27 protein-coding genes and 1 pseudogene are annotated in these 24,803 nt (G+C 60.0%); 17 read left to right on the top strand and 11 right to left on the bottom strand.

Annotated elements, in window-relative coordinates; translation table 11 throughout:
• Positions 1 to 285: 285 nt before the first annotated feature.
• Entirely contained in the window at positions 286 to 1,983 is a 1,698-nt protein-coding gene (locus AC07W5_RS28505; protein WP_495024765.1) for a sulfatase-like hydrolase/transferase, read from the bottom strand.
• 509 nt (positions 1,984 to 2,492) lie between these two features.
• Between AC07W5_RS28505 and AC07W5_RS28510 the strand changes: the two genes are divergently transcribed.
• The 16 genes from AC07W5_RS28510 to AC07W5_RS28585 all read left to right on the top strand — a co-directional run bounded on the left by AC07W5_RS28510 (position 2,493) and on the right by AC07W5_RS28585 (position 19,299).
• Positions 2,493 to 2,645, top strand: coding sequence for a hypothetical protein (locus AC07W5_RS28510; protein WP_495024816.1), 153 nt, complete (start codon positions 2,493 to 2,495; stop codon positions 2,643 to 2,645).
• Positions 2,642 to 3,724, top strand: a complete 1,083-nt coding sequence (locus tag AC07W5_RS28515) for an NAD-dependent epimerase (protein WP_494994837.1) — start codon at positions 2,642 to 2,644, stop codon at positions 3,722 to 3,724. Before AC07W5_RS28510 ends, AC07W5_RS28515 begins: the two co-directional genes overlap by 4 nt.
• Positions 3,721 to 4,467, top strand: a complete 747-nt coding sequence (locus tag AC07W5_RS28520; protein ID WP_495024766.1) for a sugar transferase — start codon at positions 3,721 to 3,723, stop codon at positions 4,465 to 4,467. The genes AC07W5_RS28515 and AC07W5_RS28520 overlap by 4 nt, the downstream gene beginning before the upstream one ends.
• Positions 4,468 to 5,115, top strand: coding sequence for a CpsD/CapB family tyrosine-protein kinase (locus AC07W5_RS28525; RefSeq protein ID WP_494994835.1), 648 nt, complete (start codon positions 4,468 to 4,470; stop codon positions 5,113 to 5,115).
• A 22-nt stretch (positions 5,116 to 5,137) separates the two neighbouring features.
• Complete coding sequence (locus AC07W5_RS28530) at positions 5,138 to 6,160, top strand: polysaccharide biosynthesis/export family protein (RefSeq protein WP_494994834.1); 1,023 nt, start codon at positions 5,138 to 5,140, stop codon at positions 6,158 to 6,160.
• A 20-nt stretch (positions 6,161 to 6,180) separates the two neighbouring features.
• The gene (locus tag AC07W5_RS28535; RefSeq protein ID WP_495024767.1) at positions 6,181 to 7,773 is read left to right on the top strand and encodes a GumC family protein; all 1,593 of its coding nucleotides are present in this window, start codon (positions 6,181 to 6,183) and stop codon (positions 7,771 to 7,773) included.
• 2 nt (positions 7,774 to 7,775) lie between these two features.
• Positions 7,776 to 8,858, top strand: a complete 1,083-nt coding sequence (locus AC07W5_RS28540; protein WP_495024768.1) for a glycosyltransferase family 4 protein — start codon at positions 7,776 to 7,778, stop codon at positions 8,856 to 8,858.
• A complete protein-coding gene (locus AC07W5_RS28545; RefSeq protein ID WP_495024769.1) occupies positions 8,855 to 10,225 on the top strand; it encodes an O-antigen ligase family protein in 1,371 nt (456 codons plus the stop codon). Before AC07W5_RS28540 ends, AC07W5_RS28545 begins: the two co-directional genes overlap by 4 nt.
• Entirely contained in the window at positions 10,222 to 11,190 is a 969-nt protein-coding gene (locus tag AC07W5_RS28550; protein ID WP_495024770.1) for a glycosyltransferase family 2 protein, read from the top strand. The genes AC07W5_RS28545 and AC07W5_RS28550 overlap by 4 nt, the downstream gene beginning before the upstream one ends.
• Positions 11,183 to 12,319 (top strand): glycosyltransferase, encoded by a 1,137-nt coding sequence (locus tag AC07W5_RS28555; RefSeq protein ID WP_495024771.1) that lies wholly within the window; start codon positions 11,183 to 11,185, stop codon positions 12,317 to 12,319. Before AC07W5_RS28550 ends, AC07W5_RS28555 begins: the two co-directional genes overlap by 8 nt.
• A gap of 12 nt (positions 12,320 to 12,331) precedes the next feature.
• Positions 12,332 to 13,342 carry a polysaccharide deacetylase family protein gene (locus AC07W5_RS28560; RefSeq protein ID WP_494994828.1) on the top strand — a complete coding sequence of 337 codons (1,011 nt, stop codon included), beginning with the start codon at positions 12,332 to 12,334 and terminating at the stop codon, positions 13,340 to 13,342.
• A complete protein-coding gene (locus AC07W5_RS28565) occupies positions 13,339 to 14,643 on the top strand; it encodes a lipopolysaccharide biosynthesis protein (protein WP_495024772.1) in 1,305 nt (434 codons plus the stop codon). Before AC07W5_RS28560 ends, AC07W5_RS28565 begins: the two co-directional genes overlap by 4 nt.
• Positions 14,640 to 16,577 carry a hypothetical protein gene (locus AC07W5_RS28570; RefSeq protein ID WP_495024773.1) on the top strand — a complete coding sequence of 646 codons (1,938 nt, stop codon included), beginning with the start codon at positions 14,640 to 14,642 and terminating at the stop codon, positions 16,575 to 16,577. Before AC07W5_RS28565 ends, AC07W5_RS28570 begins: the two co-directional genes overlap by 4 nt.
• A 91-nt stretch (positions 16,578 to 16,668) precedes the next feature.
• Entirely contained in the window at positions 16,669 to 17,358 is a 690-nt protein-coding gene (locus AC07W5_RS28575; protein ID WP_495024774.1) for an N-acetyltransferase, read from the top strand.
• Positions 17,359 to 17,363: 5 nt separating this feature from the next.
• On the top strand, positions 17,364 to 18,548 hold the full coding sequence (locus tag AC07W5_RS28580; RefSeq protein WP_495024775.1) for a GNAT family N-acetyltransferase: 1,185 nt from the start codon (positions 17,364 to 17,366) through the stop codon (positions 18,546 to 18,548).
• On the top strand, positions 18,520 to 19,299 hold the full coding sequence (locus tag AC07W5_RS28585) for a carbohydrate deacetylase (protein WP_495024776.1): 780 nt from the start codon (positions 18,520 to 18,522) through the stop codon (positions 19,297 to 19,299). The genes AC07W5_RS28580 and AC07W5_RS28585 overlap by 29 nt, the downstream gene beginning before the upstream one ends.
• Positions 19,300 to 19,354: 55 nt before the next feature.
• Here AC07W5_RS28585 and AC07W5_RS28590 read toward each other — a convergent pair whose 3' ends face one another.
• The 10 genes and pseudogenes from AC07W5_RS28590 to AC07W5_RS28635 form a co-directional block, all read right to left on the bottom strand.
• The gene (locus AC07W5_RS28590; RefSeq protein WP_495024777.1) at positions 19,355 to 19,819 is read right to left on the bottom strand and encodes a hypothetical protein; all 465 of its coding nucleotides are present in this window, start codon (positions 19,817 to 19,819) and stop codon (positions 19,355 to 19,357) included.
• 337 nt (positions 19,820 to 20,156) lie between these two features.
• A complete protein-coding gene (locus AC07W5_RS28595; RefSeq protein WP_494994845.1) occupies positions 20,157 to 20,318 on the bottom strand; it encodes a hypothetical protein in 162 nt (53 codons plus the stop codon).
• 114 nt (positions 20,319 to 20,432) lie between these two features.
• Positions 20,433 to 20,867, bottom strand: coding sequence for a DUF1810 domain-containing protein (locus AC07W5_RS28600; protein WP_495024778.1), 435 nt, complete (start codon positions 20,865 to 20,867; stop codon positions 20,433 to 20,435).
• 34 nt (positions 20,868 to 20,901) lie between these two features.
• Positions 20,902 to 21,723, bottom strand: a complete 822-nt coding sequence (locus tag AC07W5_RS28605) for an aldo/keto reductase (RefSeq protein ID WP_495024779.1) — start codon at positions 21,721 to 21,723, stop codon at positions 20,902 to 20,904.
• A gap of 94 nt (positions 21,724 to 21,817) precedes the next feature.
• A complete protein-coding gene (locus AC07W5_RS28610; RefSeq protein WP_495024780.1) occupies positions 21,818 to 22,438 on the bottom strand; it encodes a hypothetical protein in 621 nt (206 codons plus the stop codon).
• 13 nt (positions 22,439 to 22,451) lie between these two features.
• The gene (locus AC07W5_RS28615) at positions 22,452 to 22,673 is read right to left on the bottom strand and encodes a hypothetical protein (protein WP_495024781.1); all 222 of its coding nucleotides are present in this window, start codon (positions 22,671 to 22,673) and stop codon (positions 22,452 to 22,454) included.
• Positions 22,674 to 22,754: 81 nt separating this feature from the next.
• On the bottom strand, positions 22,755 to 23,030 hold the full coding sequence (locus AC07W5_RS28620) for a hypothetical protein (protein ID WP_495024782.1): 276 nt from the start codon (positions 23,028 to 23,030) through the stop codon (positions 22,755 to 22,757).
• Between the two features lie 29 nt (positions 23,031 to 23,059).
• Positions 23,060 to 23,180, bottom strand: a pseudogene (locus AC07W5_RS28625) (IS5/IS1182 family transposase); the annotation flags it as partial.
• Between the two features lie 11 nt (positions 23,181 to 23,191).
• Positions 23,192 to 23,728, bottom strand: a complete 537-nt coding sequence (gene rfaH, locus AC07W5_RS28630) for a transcription/translation regulatory transformer protein RfaH (protein WP_495024783.1) — start codon at positions 23,726 to 23,728, stop codon at positions 23,192 to 23,194.
• 139 nt (positions 23,729 to 23,867) lie between these two features.
• Positions 23,868 to 23,993 carry a hypothetical protein gene (locus AC07W5_RS28635; RefSeq protein ID WP_495024784.1) on the bottom strand — a complete coding sequence of 42 codons (126 nt, stop codon included), beginning with the start codon at positions 23,991 to 23,993 and terminating at the stop codon, positions 23,868 to 23,870.
• A 362-nt stretch (positions 23,994 to 24,355) separates the two neighbouring features.
• Here AC07W5_RS28635 and AC07W5_RS28640 point away from each other — a divergent pair, with 362 nt between their 5' ends.
• Entirely contained in the window at positions 24,356 to 24,796 is a 441-nt protein-coding gene (locus AC07W5_RS28640; protein WP_495024785.1) for a low molecular weight protein-tyrosine-phosphatase, read from the top strand.
• Positions 24,797 to 24,803 lie beyond the last annotated feature (7 nt).

Below are 24,803 nucleotides of genomic sequence, written 5' to 3' on the forward strand. Positions count from 1 at the left end.
GTGACGCTCTGCGTCACTGCCGAAGCGGACGCGGAGCGTCCAGTGAGGCATTCCCACGCAGAGCGTGGGAACGATCAACTAAGGCAGAGGTGCCGGGCACAAGACCTGTGGCGAGGGGGCTTGCGACGACGCGCTCCGTAGCAGCTGCCGAAGGCTGCGTTCGGCCGCGTAGCGGTCGTAAAATCAGGCGCTGCGGTGTTACAGGCTAACCGTGGTGGCATGATTCGCGACTGCTGCGCAGCCGAACGCAGCCTTCGGCAGCTGCTACGGACGGGCATCAGCCCCCTATCCACCCGCCGCCAGACCCGCCGGAACCTGAGGTGGCGTCACGATTTGCGTGAGGTCGATATGTTTCCAGACCGGCTTGGCCCCCAGACGCGCGTTGAAGCGGATGTTGAACGTAAAGGCGTCCTGGGTGGGCTCAGTCAACGGCTTGCCGTAAACCGGCTCGATCGCCGCCAGGTCGTAGCCCATCAGCTGCAGCAACGTAGGGAAGATGTTGTAGTGACTGGAGTGGTCTTTATTGCCCGCAAGCGCGGTTTGCCAGTCGAGGGTATGCAGGTCACTGCCCTGGATCACCACCAGCGGCACCAGGCCCTCTTCCTCCAGCGGATCCGCCCCGCAATGAGTATTCAGGCCCGGGTTGCCGCGTTCATGCAGGTCCTGGCCGTGATCGGAGGTGTAGATCAGCACCGCGTGACTCAGGTCCGCATTGGCGAAGACACGCGAGAAGAACTCGCCGACATTCCACAGCAGCGTGTTCTTGTAGGCATTACGGTACAGCATCCAGTCATCGGGCTGGCCGTTGAAGCCGTCACGCGAACCGGTGTCGGCGACCTCGACATACTGCCCGCGTGACAGCGCCGGCCGATAGCTCATGAAGTCATCCGGGTATTTGTCATGGACCGGGAAGTGCGCACCGACCTTGTTGATGACCACCAATTGCGGCTGGCCGTCGTTGAGCAGCTCGATCAGTTTATACGCCACCGCCATGTCCCGGTCGCGTACAGGGGTCTGGTCGAACTGGACGAACTCGTCGATGTCCTTGCGTTCAAGGTCAGTCATCAGATTCTGCAAGAGGCCGCCCGTACGCTGGGCATCGATATACACCGTGCGTAACCCTGCCTGTTTGGCGTACTGCCAGATCGACGGCAGAGTCGAGTTGATCCGCCTGTAGTCACTGCGGGTACCGCCATAGCGCAACGTGACGTTGGTATCAGCGCTGCAGTTGGCAATGGACGCCGCATAGCCATAGTTGTAAATATCCACCCCCGCACGGGGCTCTTTCAGGTTGCTGTGCACACCGAATGGGGCGTTGATATCCAGGTAATTGCCGGACACGCTTTCATCGATGATCAGCACGATATCGTGGCCGACAGCCTGAGGCTGTCGTGACAGGCTGACCTTCTCACGGGGGCCTACGGTGTTATGCGCGGTCTCATAGCCGAACAGGGTCAGGTAAGCCAGCGGCGTGTACATGATGGGCAAGCCTCTGGCGCCCTCGCCCGCCCGCACGAAGAGCACGGCCGAAAGCAGCACCACCCCGAGCACCGGTGCCGCCGTCAGTAGGTAACCTGGCAGAGGCAGGCGCCGCCGCGGTTTGAGCCCGATGCCCAGCAGCAGCAACAACCCACTGGCCGCCGAGCCGAGAATAACCTGACGGTATTGGTAAGCCGCCTCCTGAATGAACCCGCCCGAATAGACCAGCGAGACGAAGCTGCTGTAGGTCAGGTAATCGGCGGTGACCCTGGTGTAGATGTCGAAAAATACCGCTGAGATGAAGAAAACCAGCGCAAACAGATGACGGACCAGCGTCTGGCGAATGCTGGCGCTCAGCAGTAAAACAAGCACCAGGGCGATGAACATTGCGGCAAACAGCAGCACCGGCAAGCCGAAGCCCATCGTGGTAATGCGTTCAAGGTAGTAATCGTAGTTTTTCAGCACATACAGAACGATCAGTAGTTCCTTGATGTACCTCACCATAAATCCCTCTTTTGGGCTGGCGTGCAACCCCCGCACCTTCACTGTAAACGCCCGTTAACACAGGTAAGGGAACGCCGATGCGCAATTGCCGATCCTCCCTTTACCACGCTCGCCAAAAAGTCAATTAATTGACGACCATGATTCGTCTCTGCCATCTCCGTCACTAATTATTTGAGACCCTAGCATCGCACCATCAAAGTGCAAACCGCTGTTTCATCCATGAGAGTGTCAAAAAAAAGGTGACTCAAATCTGACACACCGCTACCGCTTAGAGCCTTACAGATCAAGCGGTACGACCGTCCGTCGCTTAAATTTTGACGCTTTTTCTGACTCAAGAATGTTCCAAAGCCGCAGCCACAAAGCTCCTGATGGCAGAGCGCCTGAATCTACCGATTTACCGACCACGAATAACATGTCATTTCGTTGACACGTTTTGGCCACGCTGGTCTATACCCACTTCAGCAGTCTTATGCAAGTTACATCCACCGCTCGTTGCGAGGCACGCCAATATGGACGTGAGCGTATTCGGTACGGGTTACGTTGGCCTGATTCAAACAGCCACACTGGCAGACGTCGGCCACCGGGTCTATGTCGCGGCCGCGGGGCTGCATTATCGTGGAATCGGCCTGCGCAGCTTTGTCCCGGAAGGGGCGAGCGAATGAAAGTTCTGGTGACGGGTGCTGCCGGCTTTATCGGCGCCCATTGCGTTTTGCGTCTACTGCGCGATGGGCATCAGGTGTGTGGGCTGGACAATTTCAACGACTACTACAGCCCGGCCCTGAAGAGGGCCCGTGTGCGTTGGGTCAAAGCACAAGCGGGCGACTTCCCGCTGTTTCACCTGGACCTGGCCGACAATCAGGCGATCGCCGCGCTGTTCGCCCGCGAGCAACCGGAGGTGGTCATCCACCTGGCTGCACAGGCCGGGGTGCGCTATTCGCTGGACAACCCGCACGCCTACGTCGACAGCAACCTGACCGGGTTTCTGAATGTCCTCGAAGGCTGCCGTCATCACCCTGTGCGCCATTTGATCTATGCCTCATCCAGTTCGGTTTACGGTGCCAACCAGCACACGCCTTACTCGGTACAAGAAGGCGTCAACCACCCTCTCTCACTGTATGCCGCGACCAAGATAGCCAATGAGTTGATGGCGCACAGTTATAGCCACCTGTTCGGCATTCCGTGCACCGGCCTGCGCCTCTTCACCGTGTACGGCCCTTGGGGTCGTCCGGACATGTCGCCGATCCAGTTCGCCCAGGCGATCGTCGAACGACGCCCCCTGAAGCTATTCAACTACGGCCAGCACAAGCGCGATTTCACCTACATCGACGACATCATCGAAAGCCTGACACGCCTGCTCGACCATGCACCAAAAGCCGCGTCGGACTGGGATCGCGATCACGCGGATCCTGCGACCAGCATGGCGCCCTGGCGGCTTTACAACATTGGCGGACACCATCCGATCGAGCTCAAGGATTACGTCGCTCTTCTGGAAAAACACCTGGAAATCCCGGCGCAGGTCGAGCTGCTGCCGTTGCAACCGGGGGACGTACTCGACACCTGTGCCGACGTCTCGGAGCTGGAGACAGAAATCGGCTTTTACCCCCGGGTGGAACTGGACGAGGGGCTTGCACGCTTCGTTTCCTGGTTCCGTGATTACTACCAACTGCCCGTTGTTGAGGCACCGTTCGAAAGTGGGACTTCGTCACTGGCAGTACTTGTGCAGAAACGGAGAAGTTTATGACCGGCCACCCAAAAAATGTGCTGCTCAAGGAGCTGCGGCTAGACAAACGCATGGACACCAACCATCGCATGCGGCTTGATGCCGCGATCCATAGGCAGGGTTGCGGCTGGATCACCGGCCGCGACGGCGGTCGCCCCTGGACCTTGTCGCGAACCAATCGCGTGTTGGCCTGCGTGGGTGCCTTGCTGCTGCTGATCCTGCTCTCGCCGGTTTTGCTGGCACTGGCGGCGATCGTCAAGCTGAGCAGTTGCGGTCCGGTGCTGTTCGTCCAGAATCGCACCGGCTATCGCGGTCGCGGCTTCGGTATGTACAAATTCCGAACCATGGTGGCCAACGCCGAAGAACTCAAAGAGTCCGTGCGCCACCTGAACAAACATGGCGCCGATGCCATCGACTTCAAAATCGATGAGGACCCGCGGGTCACCAGGATCGGTCGCTGGCTGCGTCGCAGCAGCCTGGACGAGTTACCCAATCTGATCAACGTGGTCACCGGCGACATGCGCCTGGTGGGTCCGCGCCCGACCTCATTCAATGCCTACCGCTACAAGGACAGCCACCTCGTGCGGCTGAGCATCTACCCCGGTATCACCGGCCTCTGGCAGATATCCGGGCGCAGCAATATCGACTTCGACCAACGCGTGGAGCTGGACCTGAGTTACATCGCAACACAAAGCCCCATGCTCGATTTGAAGATCCTGTTGAAAACCCCCTTCACAGTATTCAGCGGCCACGGAGCGAGTTAAATGGACGGTTCATCTACCAAAAGCTTGAGCATCGCGAACCCGAGCGAGACTAACCTGACCTCGACCGTGCTCGATCAGAATCTGCGGATTCTCCTCCTGACTGCCGCCAACACCGACGGCGGCACCAGCACCAGCGCTCTGGCGCTGGCCAGTCAATTGGCGCAGATGAGCAGCGGCCAGGTGCTGCTGGTCGATGCGAGCCAAGCGCAGAACAACCTCACCCAGCAGTTCGGGTTGCAGAAGGAACGCGGCTTTCGCGATCTGCTGTTCAACCAGGAGACACCGCCGCTGTTGCACGATTGCATCGTGCAGGTCTCGACCCTGCCCTTCCACATCCTGCCCAACGGTCGTCACATCCGCGGCACCGAGCATTTGAGTCCAGAGCAGTTACGCCCGTTGCTCAAGCAACTCGGTGCGCTGTATCGCTTCGTGGTGATCGATGGTGATGCGGTGTATTCGGCCGCCGACACCCTGGTCATCGGCACTCTGGTGGATGGTGTGATTCTGGTGGTGAGCGCCGAGGACACCCGCTGGGAGGTGGCGCAGGCTTCGGCCCAGCGCCTGACCCAGGCCGGCGCAAAACTGGTCGGCAGTGTCTTCAACCGCCGCAAGTACTACATGCCCAAATGGCTCTACAACAACCTGTGAGCAGCAGCCAAAGGATAACGACATGAAAGCTAAATGGCTTGCCCTGCTGTTGCTGCCTCTCGTAGGTTGCTCCAGCCAACCGGAAAACCAGATGCCGGTGCAGATCCTGACCGCCGCACCGGCCAACGCCCAGGCCAGCGACATGCCCAAGGTCGAGCAGACGCTGCGACCGCAGGATGTTCTCGACGTGATCTTCCACATCAGTACCAGCGGCTCGAATGCCTATCGCATCCAGTCCGGTGATGAGATCGGTCTTAACTTCACCGCGGCCAGCCAGCTCAACGGCAACCAGTTGGTGTTGCCGGATGGCACCATTGAGCTGCCGGGGGCCAACACTTCGGTGAAAATCACCGGAATGACCACCGATGAGGCGCGCCAGGCGATTCAGCGTGCCTATCAGCAAAAAATGCTGTTCCAGCCCAATCGCAACCAGGTGACGGTGCAGGTCATCAGCCCGCTGACCAACGAGCAGAACCTCAAAAACGCATTGAGCCACCCAGCCACCGGTATGAGCCGCGAGATCACCGTGGGTGCCGACGGCTATGCGAGCTTCCCGGAAATCGGCTCGATCCCGCTGCAAGGCATGACCGTCAACCAGCTGGAATCCTACCTCAACAGCCGCTACGCGCAGTTACCGGGGAGGATGACCGTCGACGTGCTGCTCAAGTCCACGGCAGGCAATGAAATCTATGTGCTCGGTGAAGTCGGGCAGCCCGGCGCTTATCCGATCCGTCGGCCGATCTCGGTGCTTGAAGCGCTGTCCCTGGCTCATGGGACGAGTGTCAAGGCGCGGCTCGATTCGGTGGTGATCATGCGCCGTAACGGCAATCAGGTGGTCGCCCACCGCTACAACGTCGACGAAGCCCTGAGCGCCAAGGCGTCGCAGATGGCCTACCTGCAACCAAACGACATGCTTTATGTGCCCAAGACCAAGCTGGCCAGTGCCGGCGAGCTCGCGCGGCAACTGGCAGATGTCGTGCTGTTCCAGGGCGTGGGCTTCGGCTTCTCCTACCGTGTCGACGACAAAGGCAGTAACAACAACTAACCACACGCAGGTGAAAGGCCATGAATCCAAAGGAAAATTACCTGCACGAGTTTTTCCGGATCTTCTTCGCCAACAAGCAATTGGTGAAGCGAGTCTTCCTGATCTTTGCGGTGATCGCACTCGTGCTGCCGTTGGTGCTCAAACAGAGCTTCGATATCACCGCCCAAGTGATAGTGCAGTCCAAAAAACTCTCGCAAAGCGATGCCATGACGTCGTTGACCCAGGACACCGACAAGTTCATTCCGCCGTCACTGGCGGACATGGAAACAGAAAGCAACATCCTGCGTTCACCGGCTCTGGTTCGCCAGACCATCAGCCAGCTACGCGATCAGGGCCAATACTCGCCCAGCCCGGGTCTGTTGAATACCCTGGTGCTCAATCCATTGCACCGGGTCGTGATCAATCCGCTGCGCGAGTATGCGATCAACCCGGTGCGCAATCTGCTGGGACTCGAGGTCGACCCGGTACGCGACACCGCCCTGGATGATCTGACCAGGCAGGCCATGGATGGCCTCAAGGTCGAAACGCTGCCCGGCTCCAACGTGATCTCGATTATCTACAGCTTCAGTGATCCGGCACAGGGCACGAAATTCGTCGCGCAACTGCTGCAAAACTACTTGGCCAACCGCCAGGACCTGCAATCCATTGACCTGCCGCAGGCCTTCTACGAACAGAAGAAAAAACAGTATCAAGTGCGTCTCGATGGCCTGGAAGGTACACGACTGGGTCTGCTGGAAAGCATCGGCTCTTCTGATCCCAAGGAAGAAATCACCTTCCGCCTGAACGCGATCAACACCGAAGAGCAAGCGCTCAACCTGTACCGTGACCGTCTGCTGGAAAACCAACGCTGGCTCGACTACCTGAGAACCAGCCTGGCGACTGCCAACAATGCCAAGCTCAACGACTACACCTTCCCCTACACCTTCACCACCACGGTGGACAACGTCGCCTTCGAAGATCGGGAAATCAAGCAGCTCGGCGAACAACTGACGGCCCAGGTGACCCGCTACAACAACGATCTGGCGGTCTTCCAGCCGGGCAGCGAACCGATGCAGATGACCCGCGAGCAGATTTCCCGATCGCGGCAGCAATTCCTGAAGATCGTCAGCAATCGCATTCAGGAGCGAACCAACGATCTGGAGATTGTCAGCTCGGTGATTTCCCAGAAGACCGCGCGCATCGCCGACTACAAAAACCGCATCCATCAGCTGCAAGAGACCCAAAGCAAGCTGCGGCAAATGGACACCGAGATCGACGCTCTGCACGCGGCTTTCTCCACCTACGCCCAACGCTTTGCAGAAAGCAGCAGCCAGCGTTTGCTCGACAACGACCTGTCGAACGCACGCGTTCTCAGCCCGCCGTATGAACCGACCGAGGCGGCCTTTCCGAGACCGCTGTTGATCATTCCGTTTGGCATGTTCACCGGTCTGTTGCTGGCCATCGCCCTGGTCTACGTGCGTGAGTTCTTCGATCATCGCTTCAAACACCCGGCGCAAATCACCCATCAGCTCGGCCTGCCGGTGCTGTTGGTGATCAACGATCAGAATGCCGAACAGCCCAATCCGCACCCGAACTGGACGGTGCCGAGCTTCGTACATTGGGTGCGCAATTGAACATGCCGCTCAACCCTGCGCTGCCGATCATCCATCTGCTCAGCAGCGGCGGGTTCTACGGGGCTGAGCGGATGTTGCTGGACCATTGCCTGGCGACGCCGGGACAGCACCAGGTGCTGTTCCTGGACGCGCCGCCTGAGCTGATCGCGCGCTTTCGTGACGCCGGGGTCGACTGCCGCAGCTGCACAGGGCTGGGCGGACTGTTGCGGCACCTGCATCAACGCCGTGACGAACATCCGTTGGTCAATACGCATAATTTCAAGGGCCTGTTGTTTGGCTGGGTGGGGGCCACACTGTGGCGCCTGCCGTTGGTCATCACCCAACACGGTTTTACCCCGCGCAGTCGCAAGCAACGCTTCTACACCTGGCTGAGCCTGCAACTGTGCCGTACCGCTTCGGTCGATCGGGTGGTCTGTGTCGCCGAAAGCATCGCTGTGCTGCATCGACGCGCCAGCGTGCGGGCAGAAAAGCTGCAAGTGATCCCCAATGGCTTGCCGGCCGCCACCGCCCTGCTCCAGCACAAGGACAACCACCAGCTCTGGCTGGCGGGCTATGTCGGACGGCTGAGCAGCGAGAAAGGCCCGGATTTATTTCTCGATGCGCTGATCCCGCTCTGCCAGCAACATCCCGAGTTGCACGCGGTGATGCTCGGCGACGGCCCCGAACGCGACAGCCTGCTCGCACGGATCAGCGCTGCCGGACTGCTCGAGCGCATCGAGCTGCCGGGCTACCAGACCGAGATGCGCGCCTGGTGGACGAAGCTCGATGCACTGGTGATCAGCTCGCGTACCGAAGGCACGCCGATGATTCTGCTCGAGGCCATGCAAGCCGGCGTACCGGTGGTGGCATTCGCTGTGGGCGGGATTCCCGATGTCATCGAGGACCGGTACAACGGCCTGCTTGCCCCACCGACTGACAGCGCCGCCCTCGCCCGCCAGATCGCTACCCTGCTGGGCGAGAAGAAGCTGGCTCGGCTACTGGCGGAAAACGCTCGCCGTACCCAGCTTGATCGCTACGACCTGCAGGCTTTGGCCGAGCGCTGGTCGCAGCTATACATCCGTACTGCACGGGAGGCTCGCGCGTGATTTTTCCACTCTCGATAGTCAGCCTGTTAGGGCTGGTTTGCCTGGGGCTGCTGGCCAGCCCCTACCCTTATCTGGCGCCTGGCGTCGTGCTGGTCCTGGTCGGCGTCGCGGTACTCTACCGGCGTCCCGGTTGGGGCCTGCTGGGCATCGTCGCCCTGGTGCCATTCGAAGGCCTGTTCAAAGACAACGCTGTTTCCGGGGCAAAACTCCTCGGCGCCGCGCTGGCCCTGATCCTCTGCCTGCAACTGGCCCTGCACCAGCTCCCGTCCGAGCGGCTACGCAGCAATGTCTGGCGGTTCCTGACGTGGTTTATGGTGCTGTACTTTCTGAGCATGCTGGTAACCGATGACCTGGGCATGTCCCTCGGCAACCTGCGGGAGCTGAGCGTGGGCCTGGTGCTCTTCGTGATCACCTTGCTGATCGGCCGCGAGCTGAACCAGGACCTGTTCTGCCGGCTGGTGACCCTCAGCGTCTCCCTGACCTGCATGCTGGCGATATTTTCCAGCAAGTATCAGGATCAAGGCCGAGCGTCCGGTCTGCTCGAAGACTCGAACGCTTTTGCCTTATTGATCGCCTTCGCCGTACCGTTGGCGCTGCTGCTGGTGATCAAGAGTCCGAATCTGTTGCAGCGGCTGTTCTGGGCCGGTTGCTGCTTACTGCTGCTGGGCAGCATGACCAAAACCGAATCACGTTCGGGGCTGGTGGTGCTGTTCTTGAGCCTGCTCATCGGCGTCTACCACTACCGCGCGCAATTGCCACGGATTCGCCCGCGCCACCTGGGTTTGGCCATGCTCGGCCTGGCGATCCTCATTCCCTTGGCGATCTACGCGTTGCCGGCGGGCTACATCGCGCGCATCCAGTCGCTCAGCGTGCTCACCGCCGGCGCCAGCGGCCACAACGATGAGTCTTTGGGACGCCGCGCTTCGTACATCGTGGTCGGCTCCCGGATGATCGGCGAACACCCGCTGCTCGGCTCCGGCCCCGGAACCTTCCCGCGGCATTACGCAACCACCGGCTACGCCAAGGCGTTCTCGACCAACCGCAAGGCCGGTGACCTGTACCGGCGCGCCCACAACACCTACCTGGAGATTTTCAGCGAGATTGGCATCCCCGCGGGGCTGTTGTTCATCGGCATGCTCGGCATGGGCTTGTACAACATGCTGCGTGCCCGCCGCGCCTGGTTACTGCGAGATAACCGGGAGCAAGCGGACATGGTCACGCACCTGGCCATGAGCCTGCTGTCGCTGACGCTGTTCTTGATGTTCCTCAGCACGCCGAACCAGAAATACCTGTGGATCATGCTCGCGCTCTCCAGCGTGCTACGCCTGAAGGCTGAACAAAGCCCGCTGCCGGAGCCGCAAACATGACCCTCATCAGCATCATCATCCCGATGTACAACGAGGCCCGGCACATCGGCCGTACCCTGCAGGCCGCGCGCCTGTCGGCCCAGATCGCGGACCTTGAGTGCGAGCTGGTGGTGGTCGATAACGGCTCGCAGGATCAGGGCCCGCAGATCGCCCGCGAACTGGGCGCTCAGGTGTTGTTTCTGCCCGGCGTAAACATCGGTGCGTTGCGCAATCACGGTGCCGCCAACGCGCGTGGGGAATGGCTGGCTTTCCTCGATGCCGACATTGAAATGCCGCAGAACTGGCTCTCGCTGCTGCTTGAACTTGAGGCCGGTGGTCGGGCCGATGTCCTCGCGCTGGAGCTTCACGCCCCCGCTCAAGCGCCATGGTTCGCCCGCGCCTGGCAGCGCCGCTTGTTGCGATCCGGCAGCCAAACCATGCGTGCGGTGCAATGGCTGCCGACGGCCAATCTACTGCTGCGGGAGGAGTGGTTCGCACGGGTCGGCGGCTTCGACGAGAGCCTGCGCACGGCTGAAGACAAGGACCTGACAATGCGCCTGAGCCGGGCCGGCGCCCGATTAGTGAGCGTCAATGAGTGTGTCGCCCTGCATTGGGGCTATGAAGGCAGCTGGCGCGAGTGGTTGGGCAAAGAGCTGTGGCGCCAGGGTAGCCACCTGCAGCTGCTGCACAGCAACGGCGTCAGTCTGCGCTTGCTGCGCTTCCCGTTGCTGTCGATGGGCGCCTGGTTACTGGACGGTCTGACGATCTCGGCATTGCTGGACGGCCGGCCTCATCTGGCCCTGTCCCTGTTGCTGATGACCAGCCTGCCGGCGCTGGCGCTGAGCCTGCGCCAAAGTCTGAAACACCTTGCCCCCGGTCTGACCCTGCAACTCTGGGGTCTGCATTGGTTCCGCCTGCACCTGGCCGGAGCCGCCTTCGTCCTCAGTCTTTGTCATTGGAAAGCCAGGAGACCTGCGCGTGGCTGAGTTCATTTTCTGGTTGTGCCTGCTGTTACCGTTGTACGCCTATCTGGGTTACCCAGTGATGCTGACAATCCTGGCGCCGTGCTTTACCAGGCGTCACTACCCGGCGGCTGAACCCTTGTCGGTGAGCGTCGTCATCGCCGCGCACAACGAATCCCCGCATGTCGAGGAGAAATTACGGACCTTGCTCGCTCAGGATTACTCGGCGCGGACGCTGCAGATCATCCTCGCCAGTGATGGCTCCAGCGACGACACCGTGGCGTGCGCGCAACGGGTGATCGACCCGCGCATCCAGGTACTCGACCTGCCACGCCAGGGCAAAGCCGCCACACTGAATGCCGCCGTCGCGCTCAGCACCGGCGACATCCTGGTGTTCACCGACGCCGACAATCAGTGGTCAACCGATACCCTCGGCCAATTGCTGGAGCCGCTGAACGATCCGCAGGTCGGTGCCTGCGCCGGGCACATGCTGATTCCCATTACAGGTAAAGGCCTGAGCCTGGGAGACAGCCTCTACCGCCACTACGAGGGTTGGCTGCGTCGGGTGGAAAACCGGACCGGCTGCATGGTATCCGCCGACGGTGCCCTGCTCGCCCTGCGCCGCGAGTTGTTCCAGGTCATACCGGCGCAAGTCAGCGATGACTTCTTTCTCAGCACCTGCGCGCCAGTGGCCGGCAAACGTATCGTTTATGTCGAATCAGCCAAGGTGATCGACCAGGGCGTGGATGAAGCCGACAAACAATTTCGCCGCCGCCAGCGGGTGACCGTCGGTGGCCTGCAAAGCCTCGCGCAGCGCAGTGAACTGCTCAATCCGTTGCGTCACGGCCTGTATGCGCTGGCGTTGATCAGCCACAAATTCATTCGCCGGTTGGCGCCGGTACTGCTGGTGCCACTGTTGCTGAGCAGTCTCTGGCTGTGGGGCGTCCACGGGGTCTACAACCTGGCGTTGATCGCCCAACTGCTGGGCTACGCGATAGCCATCGCCGGTCTGCTCGACGTGCAGCACCGTCTACCCAAACCCTTTCGCCTCGCCGCCTTTGTACTGGTGACCCTCGCCGGGATGAGTGTCGGTCTGTGGCAGTTTCTGCGTGGCCAGCGTTATAGCCAATGGAGTCCCGAGCAGAATCGATAAGAGTGTCGCGCCATGTCGATCAAGCAAATGTTCAAGCGCACCCGTGGCTGGCTGTACCTCAACTCGCCGTTGGGACGCAGCCAGCTGCGCGGTGCGGGGGTGATCCTGATGTTGCATCGGGTGCTCGCCGACGACCGTAGTGCCGAGCTGCCTCATCGCAATGAGCTGTGTATCGGCCCACACGCCTTCGAACAACTGCTGCACTGGCTCAAGCACCATTTCGACTGCGTGCCCCTGATGGAGCTGCTGCAAGCCGACGCCCATCCAGCCCCATCGGCGCGCCCGAAAGTCGCCCTGACCTTCGATGACGGCTGGCGTGACAATGCCTTGAATGCCTTTCCGCTGCTGCTGCAGCACCAGGTGCCGGCGAGTATCTTTCTGTCCACCGACTTCATTGGCAGTCACCAGCGCTTCTGGTGGGAAAGCCTGGGTGAAACCTTGTGGGGCATCTATGGCTGCGCCCCGCGTCAACGGATCATCGAACACCTGGAGCGGATCGGCCGGCCGCTGCCACCTGTTTTCTTGCGCAACGGCAACGAACAACAGCGCAGCCTGGCCCTGGCCAATTACCTGGATAGTCTCAAAGGCCTGTCGCTGCAGGACCTCGACACCCTCACCGACAATTGCCCAAGGGAGTCGCTGCCCCAGGCACTGGATTGGCAGCAGGTGCGCACCCTGGAAAAATCCGGGTTGATCCGCTTCGGTCCACACGGCGCCAGCCACTCGATCCTCACCGGGCTCGATGACATTCACCTGGACCAGGAACTGAGCCGCAGCCACGACGCCTTGCTGCAGGGTTGTCTGCATCCCCTGCCGGTCTATTGCTACCCCAATGGCGACCATGACCTGCGTGTCCGCCAACGCCTTGCCGTGCACCGCTATACCTACGCCCTGAGCACCAGCGCCGGCATCTATCGCGGCAAGGGCGACCCGATGGCACTGCCGCGCATCGGCGTCAGCCAGCGCAACGCCAGCCGCCCTTCGCTGCTGGCCTGGCGCATCAGCCGGGGCGGCCACACATGAGCCGCAATCATTATGTGCGCCACCTGGTGCTGAGCGTGGGCACACGGTTGGCGATGATCGCCCTGCGCCTGCTGCGCAACGTGCTGCTGGCGCGCATTCTCGGCCCCAGCGAGCGCGGCCTGTTCGCCCTGCTCAGCACCTTGCCGGAGCTGATCAGCGCCGCCACCAGCGGCGGGCTGAATTCAGCGGTTGGCTATCAGGCGGCGCAACAGCGTTCGATGGGCCTGCTGCTCAGCCAAGTGCTGGTATTCGGTTGCGTGCTCGCAGGCCTGCTGACCTTGATCAGCGTTGCCCTGTTGCGCGAACTCGGGACTAGCCTTGAGGTTACCGCGCAGCTTGGACTACTCGCCTGGTTGTTGCTGCTGGCGGTGCCTTTGACCGTACTCAAGAGTGGCCTGCTGACCCTGCACAATGCCTGCGGCGGTGTGGTGGCGTTCAACGCACTGCGGCTGATCGAGTCGCTGGCGCCGCTGGTGCTGTTTCTTGCATTGTTCTGGATGTGGAAAGGCGCGGCGCTGGAAGCGGCGTTGATCAGCTGGCTGGCGGGCATCAGTCTGGTCGTGCTGGTTGGCTGGTTCTGGCTGGGACGCAATCAACCACTGACGTTGCAATGGGACCGTACCGGGCAAAAGGAACTGTTGCACTACAGCGCCAAGAGCCATCCGGACCTGCTGTTTCAGCAGGTGATTCTGCGCTCGGATTACCTGTTCATCAGCGCCATCCTCGGCACCACCGCCCTGGGCCATTACGCCATGGCCAGTGCGGCCGCCGAGCTGCTGCTGATAGTCCCGGAAGCTGTGACCACGCCGCTGATGAAGCGCCTGTTGCAACAGGAACAGGGAATCGAACGCCTGACGCCACTGGCCCTGCGCCTGACCGCCACGGTAATGATCTGCGCCTGCCTGAGCATGGCGCTGATCGGCGAGTGGTTGATCGTGACGCTGTTTGGTGTGGCCTACCAGCCTGCCTATCCGGCGCTACTGGCCCTACTGCCCGGCCTGCTGGGTCTGTGCTATGCCAGCATCCTGCGTCTGGACCTGCTGGGCAAAAATCGCCCGGGGAGTATCTCGCTGTGGATGGGCCTGGCCGCGGTACTCAACCTCGCGTTGAATCTGCTACTGATTGCACCCTATGGAATCGTCGGCGCCGCCCTGGCCTCGTCCATCGCTTATCTGGCCGTGACCCTCGCCTTGCTGATTCTGTACTGCCGGCTGAGCGGTGTGCCGGTGTGGCAAACCCTGATTATCTTGCCCAGCGATCTGCTGCCGGTGCGCGAGATGTTACTGAGGAAGTCCGCATGAAACGCCTGGCGCTGCTGTTGAGCCTGGGTCTGAGTCTGAACCCGGGCCTGAGCGCGCACGCCGCGCCCATGCGCTGGGCCGATATTCGCGACGGCAGCCTTTACCTGCAACCGGACAAAGCCGATACCTTGAGCGTCAGTTGGGTGCCGGCCTGGCAGGCCGACGCCAACGAAGAACACCTGTACCTGCTGGACGGTCGGGGACAATTGCACGGCGAACGCCTGATCGCCGCCAGTGAAAGCAGCGGTCGTCAGAGCTGGCCATTGCCTCCCAGCGTCACCAGCTATCGACTGGAGATCCCGGGCTACAGTTTCCGCCGCTATCGAATTGAACATGACGACCGTACGGTGGCCCTGTTCGCCCCGGCCAAGGTTCACTTCAGCGCCGAAACCCGGGACGGTGACGAGCTGTATTTCAAGGTCGCTGCCGGTGAAAAAGCGATACTTGCCGGAAAATTCCACGGTGGCGTCGGCGCCCTGCAGGCGCAACGGGTGGCCGATGGCAAGCAGATCCGGCTGACACTCAACCCTTACCCCGCGTACTGGCAGTTCGATCAGGTCGAACTGCCGAGCGCCAGCGTCGAACAGGTCTGGCGCCTGCGCCTGCAAGGCAGCGGCAAAGTGGCGTTCTGGCTGGACGGTACGGCCAACCTGTTCGCCCAGCAGGTGCAGCAACTCAAGCCGTTGCGTCAGGACGCTGGCCAGGCCCGGCTCACTCTGCACCCTGAGGTGCTGGGCCCGACTCCGAATCTGGGAACCGCCCTGCCCTACGCAGTGCCGCCGGAATCGAGCTACCCGGTGCTCGATGCACTCAAGCCCCGGGCGGGCACCTACTACAGCTTCGTCGACAAACTGAACACCGACCCGCACTACGAGGATCGCTTCCGTCGGCTGTACCAGGACCGTTTCAGGATCAACCAGGACATCACCTTGCTCGCCGGCACGCAACGCAGGGCCGACCTGCGCGCCGACGTGGTCAGCAACGCCGGCCTCGACGCCTGGCTCGCCGCGACCCGCGCCCTGGGCGGCAAAGGCGTGCACTACATTGCCTTCGCCGATGAACCGAACCTCAACTACAACGATTTTGCCAGCTATCAGAGCCTCTTTAACAGCATGGTGCGGCAGGTGCGCAACGACCCCGGTAACTTCAAGGCCGGCGTACGCATCGCCATGCCCGCCAGCTCACGGCTGATCAACGGGCCGTTTGCCGAAAGTGCCGCCGATCGGCGCGGCATCGACTGGGCGCGGCAGCTGCTGAGCGAGTCGGGCGAGAAGATCGATGCCCTGGCCTGGCACGAATGGATGATCCGCGACCTGCTGGCCACCCGCGTCTACCGCGACAGCGTGCGCCGGGCCGCCGAACTGGTCGGGCTCGATTCGCACGGCCGGCCGCGCAAGGCACTGCTACTGGATCAGACCAACATGTCCAGCGGCTCGAGCCTCAGCCCTTACGATCAGGAAACCCATTTTGCTTCGCTGTGGTGGGCCTCGGTGGTCATCAACTCGGCCCAGGATGGTCTGCTCGACATGCTCAACTGGTTCCAGGTCGACGACGAGACGAACTACCCCAAGGGCATGCTGCGGGTGCTCGGCGACGACCGCTTCGAACTCAAACCAGTGGGCCTCGCCCAACAGTTCATCGCCGGGCACTGGCTGGAAAAGGTCCTGCGCCTGGACAACGACGCCTTCGAGGTTGACGTGCTGGCCATGACCACCGGTCAACAACGCAGCCTGCTGGGCGTCAACAAGGCCTCGCGTCTGCAACATGTCAGCCTGCAGGGCGTAGAAGCGTCGTGCCCGTTGTCATCGGGCGCGCTGGTGTATTTCGGCGCCGACAGCAAGAGCCGGCCGGCAGCGTTTCACTGTCAGGAAGGCCGGGTCAGCTTCGAGCTGCCCGGCGAAACACTGTTCGTCCTGAGCTGGAGCGCCTCATGAACCCGAATGTTTTGCCGCGCTGGCATCGCCGCGCCTTGCCTAGTCCCGTCGTCACTGCCCTTTCACACGGCCAGCTCCATCAGGAGGCAACATGAGTGCATTGCACAAACTCGGTGAACGAATCCGACAAAAAGGCCTGCGTCACACCCTCAACACGCTGTGGAAACGCTATGTGTTTTTCCATTGGGAACTGCTGTGGATGGAGCGCGATCTGGTCAGCCCGATCGCGCCGCACAAGCTAAGACCCTACTCACCGCTACGCCTGGAAACCATCACTGCGCAGAATGCCATGGCCTTTGCCAAACACTTCGGCGACCGTGTGCAAACCATGGCCGAACTGGCTGACGAGGGCCACACCGGGCACATGTACCTGGACGACCAGGGCAACGCGGTCGCCTTCATTTGGGGCAGCAATGGCGACTACTATGATCATCACTATTACGGCTGCATGTTCCCGGTGAAGGAAGGTGAGTTTTTCGAGTTCGGCGGCGAACAGATCCGCGCCTACTGGGGCACTACCCTCTCAGTGGATTTCCAGCTCGACCTGTGGAAAGTCATGCAAGCAAAGGGCTATACCAAGGTAGTGGATGTTTGCGAAACCCATAACATCGCGGCCCTCAAGCTGCACATCCGCATGGGGTATCAAGAGCAAGGCCGGGTCATGCATGTGTATGGCCTGTTCGGGCGCTGGCGCCTGTTCCGCGAAACCCGCTACAGCGGTTCGCGACTGGACGCTTTGCGCAAACCCGGAACGCCCACCGTCGCAGCGCCTGCGGTCTGATCGCCATGTCGGTGCATTTCCAGTGGTGCACCTCGCTATGCGCCGCGGACTTCCCGGCCGCGGCCTACGAGGCCTTGCGAAAACGGATTGCGGAGCGTACGCCGTTCAACACACTGGCCTGGCTGTGCCCGGCCGAGCGTGCACTGCGAACCGACGAGCGCCTGCATGTGCTGCTGGCGTGGCAGGCCGGGGAATTGTGTTTGTGCCTGCCGCTGGTGGCGTCCCGCGAGCGCTTCGCCGGGCTGCCGTTTCGGGTGTTGCACCACTTGGGCTTCCCCCTCAGCGACCGTATCGCCCTGCTCGCCACCCTGCAAGCCGACAGCGCGCGGCAAGCGCTGCGAGAAATTCGCCACCGACTGCCGCACGCTCTGCTACAACTTAACGAGCTGACTGAAACCGAAGGCCGGACCAATATCCTGGCGCAGTGGAGGTACCTGAGTTCTACCGGCGAACAGCGCCTCAGTTGCCGGGCGCCCATGCACCGGATCAGCGAAACCGACCGCCAGGAGGTCTGCGGCGATACGCGCTACAAACTGCGTCGGGCGCACAAGCGGATCGCCGCCTGTGGTGCCGTGGTGCGACGGTTTTCACCCGATGCCACGAGCATGGGGCCATTGCTTGCGATCATTAGCGAGGTCGAGGCGGTCAGCTGGAAGGGCGACGAAGGGGTCGGGATTTTCTCCGACGCCCGGCACCGACAATGGATGGACGGGGCCTTTACCGCCCTCGCCGCCCAAGGCATGGTGCGGGTAGTGGCTCTGGAGCTCGATGGGCGTTGTATCAGTTACCGTCTCGGGTTGCTGGAACAAGGTCGGCTCTATGACTACAACCTGGCGTTCCTGCCGCAGTACGCCGATCTGGGCAGCGGCCGGGTGTTGCTCGATGAGTGGATTCGCTGGGGGCTGGACGAAGGCTGGCAATGGGTCGACGCGTCTCGGGTCAGTCTGGAAAATTCCAGCCACCAACTGCATGAACGCATGACCGGAGAAGTGGAACATTGGCGCTGGAGTTTCTACTCCTGGCGTCCCGGCGGCCTCTGTATGGGCCTGGCCCTGCGCCTTTGGCAAACACTCAAACCGCATCTGAAAAAGCTGCGGGCCAAACGTGCGGCGGCGCCCGACAAGCGTGACACGAGTACCCCAACCACACAGGAGGGCTACGATGCCTCAGCACGTCATAGTCAACGCTGACGATTTCGGACTCAGCGAATGCGAGAACGCGGTGATCCTGCGGGCCTTCCAGACCGGATTGATCAGCTCCGCCACCGCGATGGCCAACATGCCGGCGTTTGCCGCCGCCTGCTCCATGGCGCAACACCCCTTGCTGCTGGGGCGAATCGGCCTGCACTTCAACCTCACCTATGGCCGTCCGCTCAGCGAAGCCATACTCGAACAACCGATCTTCTGCACCGAAAGTGGTGAGTTCGACCTGGACCTGTCTCGCCGCAGCCTGTGGCTTACCCGCTCCGCCCGCGAGGCCGTGCTGCAAGAGCTGGAGGCGCAATGGCAACGCTGTCTGGAGCTGGGCCTGCAACCCAGTCACCTGGACTCCCACCAGCACGTGCACAATATCTGGCCCATCGGCGAAATCGTTGCGCGCTTTGCCGCAAGCCAAGGTGTCGCGATACGCCTGGCACGCAACCTCGGGCAAAATATCGGGCCCGGTAAACGCCTGTTCAAGACCTTGCTCAACCGGCGTCTTCGCAGCCTCGCCGGTACCACCGCCGACCATGTCTGCACCCCGGCCGATCTGCGTAATGCGCCACCACCGAGCAGCGGCGTGCTTGAGGTCATCACCCATCCCAACCTGCTGGGCGCCGATTTCGGCGATGAATACCTCAATCCTGGAGAATCGTTGACCCAGGTGCTGGAAAGTCGCCTGCCGGGTGTACCACGAGTGCCTTATGGCGTAGCAGGCAACGCACTGACGGGATCCTTTTAAAATCCTGCCGACAATAAAGCCCACATCCCGGGTAGCCGGTCTTGATTGTTCAGCCCTACTCCTGTCCTAACGCATAGAGCAAGGACAGGCCCAAATGCACGATTGCATCGTCCGAATGGGTTAAAGAAGAAGTCCTGAGGTTGATCGGCTCTCCACCCTCTTCACCAGGGTGGACCATGCCTTGCAGCGTGAGATGAAGGGCCCATACCGGCAACCAGATCGGCTGATCCTCAGGGTTTTTGTGCTGTCTTTCTATGGCATATTTCCCGTACATCCCGGCTTCACTGGTGAAAATCCCGAGCCGGGCTCTAGCCACACCGAACGGCGACTCAATACGCCACGAAGTACCGTCCTCAAGTATCTCAAAGGTCACCCCCCAACTATTTTTGGAGTGCTCGTCATCGAAAAGCGCCTTGAGCCTCCTCGTCAACCCGACCGCATAGTTTTCAAGCTGTCGGGCATCTTGCGCGGCGGATGTGACCGTGGCCCACTGCTCTTCCGTTATCGATTGATATCTCATGGCAACCTCCCGGCCTGCTCGGATTTTCAGTATGTCACCGCGAGCCGTACCTGCATCAACTAGACGAAAAAGCCCCGCACAGTGACTAATGCCAGTCAGTTAAGCTTTTTTGCGGTCCGTAGCAGCTGCCGAAGGCTGCGTTCGGTCTGGGCCGCACTCGGACGTAGCGGTCGTGAAATCAGGCACTGCAGTGTTACTGGTTAACCGTGGCGGCATGATTTGCGACTGCTACGCAGCCGAACGCAGCCTGGCGGCAGCTGCTACGGGGAATGTGCGGAGCCGCAAACTCCTTAACTGACTGGCATTACGCACAGTGACAGGGCTTTTTTGCCGGGCATCAGGGCTTGAGTGGCCGCTCTTCATCCAGTTCCGACAGGCTTTTACCATCGTCTGGATGCTTCCAGGTTTGCGGCGGCGGATTTTCCTCCTCTGTAGCTTCTTCTTCATCCTCTTCCATGGACGGATCATTTGGCTCTCGGGGTTTGTTTTCAGTGGCCATACCTACCTCCTGTCCTTAAGGATTTCTCGTCAGTTTTGAGGATAGGACAAACTCATCCGCTTCGCTGTGGATGACAACTGATAACCAAAGCCTGAAAGGCAATGAAATCGATTTTTATATCAGCGACAACGTGAGCTGATCGGGTTGACCATCGAAATACTGCTCAAGCGCTGTACGAAAAATATTGCCGTCGGCAGCGACAAGCTCGAAAAGGGTCATGCAAGAGTGAAATTTCAGGTGATCCGGAGTCCCGAATATCAACCGGATGGATGTTCCCTGAAGTTGCGTAACCAGTCGGGTACAGGCTTCCAGGCGCGGACCAAGCAGCGGATGACGCAGATACGCCGCGGCCTCCTCAAGGGAGCTGATGGCGAAAAGCCGGGACACCTCGCTGTGCCCCAGGCCAGCGTATTGCGGGAAGACAAACCACATCCAGTGGCTGCGCTTGTGCCCGCTGCGCAGCTCGGCCTGTACTCGATCAAAAACCGGGTCCTGCGCCTGGACAAAGCGCTGCAGGTGAAAGGGATCATCCTGGTCGGTGCTGTTCATATCAGTACACTCACCTCAGGCATCATGCATGGGTTCAAACCATTGCCAGTGGGTGCTTACGCTTTGGAGCGCAGAACACCCGGTCAATCGCCTGCAAGTCCTCGGTGTCCAGTTTCAATGTCGCCGCAGCAGCATTGAGCCGGACATGCTCGGGCTTGACGGCTTTGGGGATGGCGATGACCCCGTCCTGACGCAGCACCCAGGCCAGCGCCACTTGCGCCGGAGTCACGCCATGAAGGTTGGCGATATGCTTGAGCGTCGGACTGTTGAGCAGTTCTCCCCCCTGGGAGATCGGGCAGTACGCCATTAGCGGCAGATGATGCTGCTGCCCCCAGGGCAACAGATCAAACTCGATGCCACGCTCTTCGATGTTGTAGAGCACCTGATTGGTTGCACAGGCCGCAGAAGCCAGCTCTTGCAGGTCCGCCAGGTCGAAATTGGAGACACCCCAACGTCCGATCTTGCCCGCCTCGCGCAAGCGCTCGAAGGCCTCGACCGTTTCTTCAAGCGGATATTCACCGCGCCAATGCAGCAGGTACACATCGAGATAGTCAATGCCCAGACGCCTCAGACTCCTCTCACACGCCAGGGGGATGCCTTTGCGACTGGCATTGTGCGGGTAGACCTTACTGACCAGAAACACCCGATCACGCTGACCACGGATCGCTTCACCGACGACGTCTTCAGCGCCGCCCTCGGCGTACATTTCCGCGGTGTCGATCAGCGTCATGCCCAGTTCAATGCCTGATCGCAACGCAGCCACTTCAGTAGCGCGCTGGTGCGGATCCTCACCCATGCGCCAGGTCCCCTGGCCGATGACCGGGACGGATACGCCTGCCAGATCGAGCGTTCGCATTGCAACCTCCTGATGACATCCGATGAGTATCAGTGTGGCACCCGTTCAGCAAAGGGGGCGACAGGAGTGAAGGTCAAGGGCTGAACGTCAGACCCTATGACCGGTTTGGCAGCACGCGCCAAGAGGGCTGACGAAAGGCTTTTTCCTCTCCAGAAAGCGATACGGCAATATGACCCAGCGTCGTTTCCGCTGAATACTTCTCGAGCGTTGAACAAAAGCCGATAAAAAGCAGACCACCCACCAATGCCGCAGAGTGAATGCTCCTGACATCGACATTCCTGGTGAAATAAAGGAATGCACAGGCGGCGGAAGATCCGAGCAGCCCGCCTGCAATGGCTTCTGACAGCGGGTGTACATACGGGGCTACACAATTAACCGTGAACCACCAGCTGACCACCAGGCCCAAACCGGCTGCCGGCCATCGAAACCGTGATTGTATCTGCCCGGCAAGCAGACTCAGCATGACCGGCACGACCAGGCTGAAATTCGTCGCATGACCGCTAATGACCGCGATATCCAGGCTTTGCCAGCCAATGCCCCAGCCTTTGAACAGGATCTTGCTCGCGCCAACAATGAGGTAGGCAAGGAGCAAAATCACGCCCCATAGCAGTGCCGACTTTCTTGACCTGGACACGCAAAGCCAACCCGCAACAACCAAAGCCGCGGGAATCATCACTGAGATGCCTCCGTACTGCGCGATTTCCACCAACCTCATACCTGCAACACCTTCAAATGCTGGATGCCATCTGATCTGAACCGCATGACGGTCGCGTTCTGGCGAAAGAATCCGCGGAGGCTGCGGTGGAGCTTTCCGGGCAATGCTTCAGCCCGTTAGATCGTCCCTCCAGCGAGCTCATCACCTTGGTGTTCCAGCCAGCAGCCGCAACAGCCAACAGTGCCAGCACGAACAACACAACCAGTCCCGTTGCCAGTTTTAAAATGGCTGACATGGCAATCTCCTTACCCGTGACACTGTCGTTCAACTCAAGCACTGGCGTCGCTGCGCCGTCCTGCGCAGGCAGGCGCTCGACTCACAGGCTGCGATGCCCAAGCGCTTCAAGACGCTCACCGCTCGACGCCAGACAGCCAAACCGCCCAGACCTCACCTCTTCAGCATAGACATCCAGTTTGTTTTCGCCCGCACGCAACACCGCCGTCATGCGCAGCACAGCCTGAGCATCTGCGTCATTCCCGGCCATACCCAGACGTTCGGCAATCCGCAGCAGTTCCACCGCAGACCACTTCAGGTCTGAAGCGATGCCCTGAAGGTCACGCTTGAGGTCCTGCTCGGGTTTAGTCAGTAACATCGATAGTTCCCTTTAACATCGAAGCTCCAATGAGGGAGAGTGGTATCGATGATCGTCCCCTGGCGAAGGGAAAACCTTTTTTTGCAAATAACCATTGATCACGGCCAGGATTTTTGCGGCCAACGGGTGTTTTTCCAGCAGGTGCCGGAACACAGCGCTTCTCAACGCTTACTCACCCCAGCCAAGGGCATCGTGATTTTCTGCTCACGTTGCAGGAGCTTCATCAGCAGCACCACTCGCTCTTCTCCCTCCATCGCCAGGAAGATGGCTTCCAATTCGACAAACGGCCCCTCGTTGATACGCACCCGTTCTCCGCAGGCAAACCGAACCTCCACCGGAGCTCCGCTATCGTGCTCGCGAAGTTCTGCGATCAAGGCATCTTCCACAGGAAGCGGCTTGCCTCCAAAACTGACGACTCGCGATACGCCGCGGGTAGAACGCAAGGGCGCCCAGTTATCATCCGAACCGAGCTGAATAAACAGGTAACCTGGAAACAGCGATTCGCAAACAATCCGCCGCCGCCCCTGTACAACACGCTCGCGCCGGTGCGTGGGGCGAAAGCAGGTATATCCCTGGTTCACCAGATGGGTCACCGCCCGCTCGTCCTGGCTCGCCTTGCACTGGACCAAATACCAGGCGCTAGCGGTGAGGTTCTCACGCTCGCTGATTCGAACAGCTGTTCCATTATGGGCGAACACAGTGAGCCCCTTCTGCTTCATCTACCTTAAACTTCGAATTACTCATCATGGCTTCGCCCATACAAAAAAACAGTCCCGGCACTGCTCTGGTCAGCGCATTCGGATAACGCCTGCTTACGACATCGTCGGGTTTACATTTTCAAAGCCAGATGTACTGGATCAGCGACTTGTTAACCACCAGCAGAATTTCCTTGGGCACAGCCTTACGGGCCGGGCAACTAGCCAGTACCGTAACCAACCGAGGGGAAAGGAATAGGCGAATCATGAAAGCTTCACCTATTCAAAACACCCAAAACCTGTAACCAACGATCAAATGTTAGAAAACCCTGAACGTTGGGCAAGACTCTTGCGCTCGCGGTTTCGGGCTCTTAACTATAAAAACAACCTTATAACGACCGGCACAAGAAAATCCGAAAATGTTATTTTTTGTCTGCATACAATCAAGAAATGTTATTTTTTGTCTGCATGGAGCTGAAAATGTTATTTTTTGTCCGCATTAATCAATGGATAGTTTTTTAAGTGCAGCGCCCTATCACCGCTCGGCATTTAAAGGTTGAAGTCTTCGCAATTTCACAGTTATGATTTTCGACACTATTGCAAATAGTTGACGCGACAATGGAGGTTGCCTTGTTTAAAAAGATTTTAATCGTTTGCATTGGCAACATTTGCCGCAGTCCTACTGCAGAGAATTTGTTGCGAGACGCACTTAATCCATCCGACATCGAAGTTAGCTCCGCGGGTCTTCACGCGCTTGAAGACAGCCCCATCGAACCCACTGCCCGGGTCGTACTGGAGGAGCATGGCCATCTGCCAAAAGACCACAAAGCCAATCAATTGACCCCCGCCGCCATCAGCGAATCGGATCTGATTCTGGTGATGGAGCAGCACCACATAGACCGTGTTCTCAAGCTTGCGCCTGAAGCGCGCGGAAAGGTCTTCTTGCTGGGCAAGTGGCAGAACGACCGCGAAATCAACGACCCCTACCGTCAAGGCAAACCGGCCTTTGTGCACGCATACGCGTTGATTGAAGAAGCAGTAAACGCCTGGGCACGGCGTCTCGCGCGCTAAACCATTC

This window comes from Pseudomonas sp. GW821-FHT01E05, from assembly GCF_059422425.1.

Bases quoted from the DNA above. Each gene is read 5' to 3' on its own strand.
- AC07W5_RS28505 (WP_495024765.1), bottom strand. From the start codon at position 1,983: ATGGTGAGGTACATCAAGGAACTACTGATCGTTCTGTATGTGCTGAAA.
- AC07W5_RS28510 (WP_495024816.1), top strand. From the start codon at position 2,493: ATGGACGTGAGCGTATTCGGTACGGGTTACGTTGGCCTGATTCAAACA.
- AC07W5_RS28515 (WP_494994837.1), top strand. From the start codon at position 2,642: ATGAAAGTTCTGGTGACGGGTGCTGCCGGCTTTATCGGCGCCCATTGC.
- AC07W5_RS28520 (WP_495024766.1), top strand. From the start codon at position 3,721: ATGACCGGCCACCCAAAAAATGTGCTGCTCAAGGAGCTGCGGCTAGAC.
- AC07W5_RS28525 (WP_494994835.1), top strand. From the start codon at position 4,468: ATGGACGGTTCATCTACCAAAAGCTTGAGCATCGCGAACCCGAGCGAG.
- AC07W5_RS28530 (WP_494994834.1), top strand. From the start codon at position 5,138: ATGAAAGCTAAATGGCTTGCCCTGCTGTTGCTGCCTCTCGTAGGTTGC.
- AC07W5_RS28535 (WP_495024767.1), top strand. From the start codon at position 6,181: ATGAATCCAAAGGAAAATTACCTGCACGAGTTTTTCCGGATCTTCTTC.
- AC07W5_RS28540 (WP_495024768.1), top strand. From the start codon at position 7,776: ATGCCGCTCAACCCTGCGCTGCCGATCATCCATCTGCTCAGCAGCGGC.
- AC07W5_RS28550 (WP_495024770.1), top strand. From the start codon at position 10,222: ATGACCCTCATCAGCATCATCATCCCGATGTACAACGAGGCCCGGCAC.
- AC07W5_RS28560 (WP_494994828.1), top strand. From the start codon at position 12,332: ATGTCGATCAAGCAAATGTTCAAGCGCACCCGTGGCTGGCTGTACCTC.
- AC07W5_RS28565 (WP_495024772.1), top strand. From the start codon at position 13,339: ATGAGCCGCAATCATTATGTGCGCCACCTGGTGCTGAGCGTGGGCACA.
- AC07W5_RS28570 (WP_495024773.1), top strand. From the start codon at position 14,640: ATGAAACGCCTGGCGCTGCTGTTGAGCCTGGGTCTGAGTCTGAACCCG.
- AC07W5_RS28575 (WP_495024774.1), top strand. From the start codon at position 16,669: ATGAGTGCATTGCACAAACTCGGTGAACGAATCCGACAAAAAGGCCTG.
- AC07W5_RS28580 (WP_495024775.1), top strand. From the start codon at position 17,364: ATGTCGGTGCATTTCCAGTGGTGCACCTCGCTATGCGCCGCGGACTTC.
- AC07W5_RS28585 (WP_495024776.1), top strand. From the start codon at position 18,520: ATGCCTCAGCACGTCATAGTCAACGCTGACGATTTCGGACTCAGCGAA.
- AC07W5_RS28590 (WP_495024777.1), bottom strand. From the start codon at position 19,819: ATGAGATATCAATCGATAACGGAAGAGCAGTGGGCCACGGTCACATCC.
- AC07W5_RS28595 (WP_494994845.1), bottom strand. From the start codon at position 20,318: ATGGCCACTGAAAACAAACCCCGAGAGCCAAATGATCCGTCCATGGAA.
- AC07W5_RS28600 (WP_495024778.1), bottom strand. From the start codon at position 20,867: ATGAACAGCACCGACCAGGATGATCCCTTTCACCTGCAGCGCTTTGTC.
- AC07W5_RS28605 (WP_495024779.1), bottom strand. From the start codon at position 21,723: ATGCGAACGCTCGATCTGGCAGGCGTATCCGTCCCGGTCATCGGCCAG.
- AC07W5_RS28610 (WP_495024780.1), bottom strand. From the start codon at position 22,438: ATGAGGTTGGTGGAAATCGCGCAGTACGGAGGCATCTCAGTGATGATT.
- AC07W5_RS28615 (WP_495024781.1), bottom strand. From the start codon at position 22,673: ATGTCAGCCATTTTAAAACTGGCAACGGGACTGGTTGTGTTGTTCGTG.
- AC07W5_RS28620 (WP_495024782.1), bottom strand. From the start codon at position 23,030: ATGTTACTGACTAAACCCGAGCAGGACCTCAAGCGTGACCTTCAGGGC.
- AC07W5_RS28635 (WP_495024784.1), bottom strand. From the start codon at position 23,993: ATGATTCGCCTATTCCTTTCCCCTCGGTTGGTTACGGTACTGGCTAGT.